This is a genomic window from Micrococcus sp. HSID17227 (assembly GCF_003989405.1).
GTDB lineage: Bacteria > Actinomycetota > Actinomycetes > Actinomycetales > Micrococcaceae > Micrococcus > Micrococcus luteus.
The window spans coordinates 1-2,047 of the sequence record NZ_RBLN01000340.1; the positions used below are offsets into that span (position 1 = coordinate 1).

Sequence of the window (2,047 nt, forward strand, 5' to 3'; positions counted from 1 at the left end):
GCTCGGCGTGAGGCCCTGCAGGTGTGGGTGAACCACTACAACTACCATCGGCCTCATACCTCCTGCGGAGACGCTCCTCCGGCCTCACTGGCACCGACCCGAGTCAACAACGTCATGCCCTCCTACATCTAGAAGCAGCCACTGGGCCTCGACGCGCGGGTATGCCCGAGCAACCCGCTCGGCGTCGAAGGCACACCGGGGCAGGACAGCAATCGGGATACAGCCAGCCAAGGGGGTGTTCTTGGGGATCATCTCGAGCTGCATGAGCTCTCGGGCGGCGACTTGGACACGGTCGGGTGGGCACACCTCAGTGGGGATGTCCCGCAGGTGCTGGCCGACGAGGCCGTTGGTGTGGACGTAGTTCAGGACGCGGAGGGTGAAGATCGTGGGTCGCACGAGACCTCGCTGTTCTGTCGTGGCGGGTCACTACCCCGCCGTGCTGTGTACTGGAGCCTTCACGGTAGCGGCGAGGGCGGACGCGATAGCCCCCGGCTCCTCCAAGGAGGCCGGGGGCTCACGGGGAGAGCGTGCGGCAGTCAGGCGAAGGGTCGCCCCAGGGCCTTCCACTGCTCCTCGAGCTCGGCGCGCCAGCCCTTCGGTGGCAGCCACGGCACGCCCCAGGCGGCCAGCTGGGCCTTGGTCCATCCGCCGGCCGGCGTGCGCGCGGCAGCGACCTCGTCCGGGCTGGGCGTGCTCGGCTCGTCACACATGGGAGAGGACGCATGACCAGCACCCCTACGCGCGCCAAGCGCAAGCAGACCGCCCGCGAGCTAGCCGAGCGATTCGGAGTCTCGCCGCGCACCATCCGCCGCACCGTCGCCCAGGAACGCGCGGACTACTTGGCGGACGCCGCCGCACGCCATAAACGCATTCGTGCTCTGCGCGCGGAAGGGCTCTCCATGCGCGCCATTGCTGCCAAGGAAGGCGTCACCGTCGGGACGGTGCACTACGCGATCCACAAGGACGACTGAGACCAGCAAGAAAGCCCCTCAGCGTCTCAACGGAGGACCAGCGACATCAGAAGGCTCTGACACGGAAACGTGCTCTACTCCAAAGTGCGAGCTCCTAAGGGCCGCGATGAACGCCAACCGGCCATCAGCATCGCCTAGGTGTGATGTCCAGGGAGGTTGTTGAGCCGGGTGGCAGGCGCGGCGCCGATCGCGGAGTGGACGCGATGATGATTGTAGAAGTGCAGCCATCCAGGCAACGCGGCCCTGCGTTCCGTCTCTGAGCTATAGAACCGGGCGTAGGCCCACCCGTCAGCGAGCGTGCGATGGAACCGCTCAATCTTCCCGTTCGTCTGCGGCCGGTAGGGCCGAGTCCGCTTAGGCTTGATCCCGAGCTCGGTGCAGGCATCACGCCAGGCATGCGAGCGGTAGGCCGAGCCGTTGTCCGAGAGCACCCGCTCCACCTCCACACCCAGGCGCGCGAAGTGGGCGACCGCGCGGCGCAACACCGCGATGGCCGTCTGGCTGCGTTCATCGGAGTGCATCTCGACATAGGCGAAGCGGGAGTGATCATCGATCACGGTGTGCAGAAAGCCCACCCCGAGCCGGGGCTGGTATCGGGCATCACGGGTTCCTTCGCGGTCCGAGGTCGCCGCGCGGTGCTTCATGCCCTGCTGGCGCCCGACGAATCGGTGTCCGCCCCCGTCGGGGATGCGCCCGAACTTGGTGACGTCGACGTGGATCAGCGACCCGGGGTGGGGGTGCTCGTAGCGGCGGATCGGCTCGCCGGTGACCCGGTCCAGACGGGCGAGGCGGTTGATCCGGCAGCGCACGAGCACGGCATGGACGGTGGAGGCCGGCATCCCGAGTTCTCCAGCGATCTGTGCCGGCCCCAGGCGTCGGCGCCATCGGGCGGCCACGATCTGTTTCACCACCGCCGGCGGTGTTCTGGTCGGCATCGTGGACGGCCGGCGGTCAAGTCCCTGGAAGTGGTGTAACGACCTTCAAGGCATGAGAGTCAGGCCAGGGTCGGCATCACCTCCGCGCTCGCTCCGGTTGTCGAGGGGGTGTCCGGGTCCTGGTTAGAGCAGCGGGCCAAC

At 67.6% G+C, this 2,047-nt stretch carries 3 protein-coding genes and 1 pseudogene; 2 read left to right on the forward strand and 2 right to left on the reverse strand.

Annotated features, from left to right (window positions below):
* Positions 1-132, forward strand: a 132-nt coding sequence (locus D8M29_RS11545) for an integrase core domain-containing protein (RefSeq protein WP_148110963.1), incomplete at its 5' end; no start/stop codon positions are given.
* 404 nt (positions 133-536) lie between these two features.
* Here the strand turns inward: D8M29_RS11545 and D8M29_RS13865 are convergent.
* On the reverse strand, positions 537-710 hold the full coding sequence (locus tag D8M29_RS13865) for a hypothetical protein (protein WP_168165774.1): 174 nt from the start codon (positions 708-710) through the stop codon (positions 537-539).
* Between the two features lie 12 nt (positions 711-722).
* Here D8M29_RS13865 and D8M29_RS11550 point away from each other — a divergent pair, with 12 nt between their 5' ends.
* Positions 723-971: an HTH domain-containing protein gene (locus D8M29_RS11550; RefSeq protein ID WP_049147384.1), complete on the forward strand. Its 249-nt coding sequence runs from the start codon at positions 723-725 to the stop codon at positions 969-971.
* 134 nt (positions 972-1,105) lie between these two features.
* Here the strand turns inward: D8M29_RS11550 and D8M29_RS11555 are convergent.
* Positions 1,106-1,918 (reverse strand): annotated as a pseudogene (locus D8M29_RS11555) (IS481 family transposase); the annotation flags it as partial.
* Positions 1,919-2,047 lie beyond the last annotated feature (129 nt).

Coding starts and splice junctions, on each gene's coding strand:
- D8M29_RS11550 (WP_049147384.1), top strand. CDS start 723: ATGACCAGCACCCCTACGCGCGCCAAGCGCAAGCAGACCGCCCGCGAG.
- D8M29_RS13865 (WP_168165774.1), bottom strand. CDS start 710: ATGTGTGACGAGCCGAGCACGCCCAGCCCGGACGAGGTCGCTGCCGCG.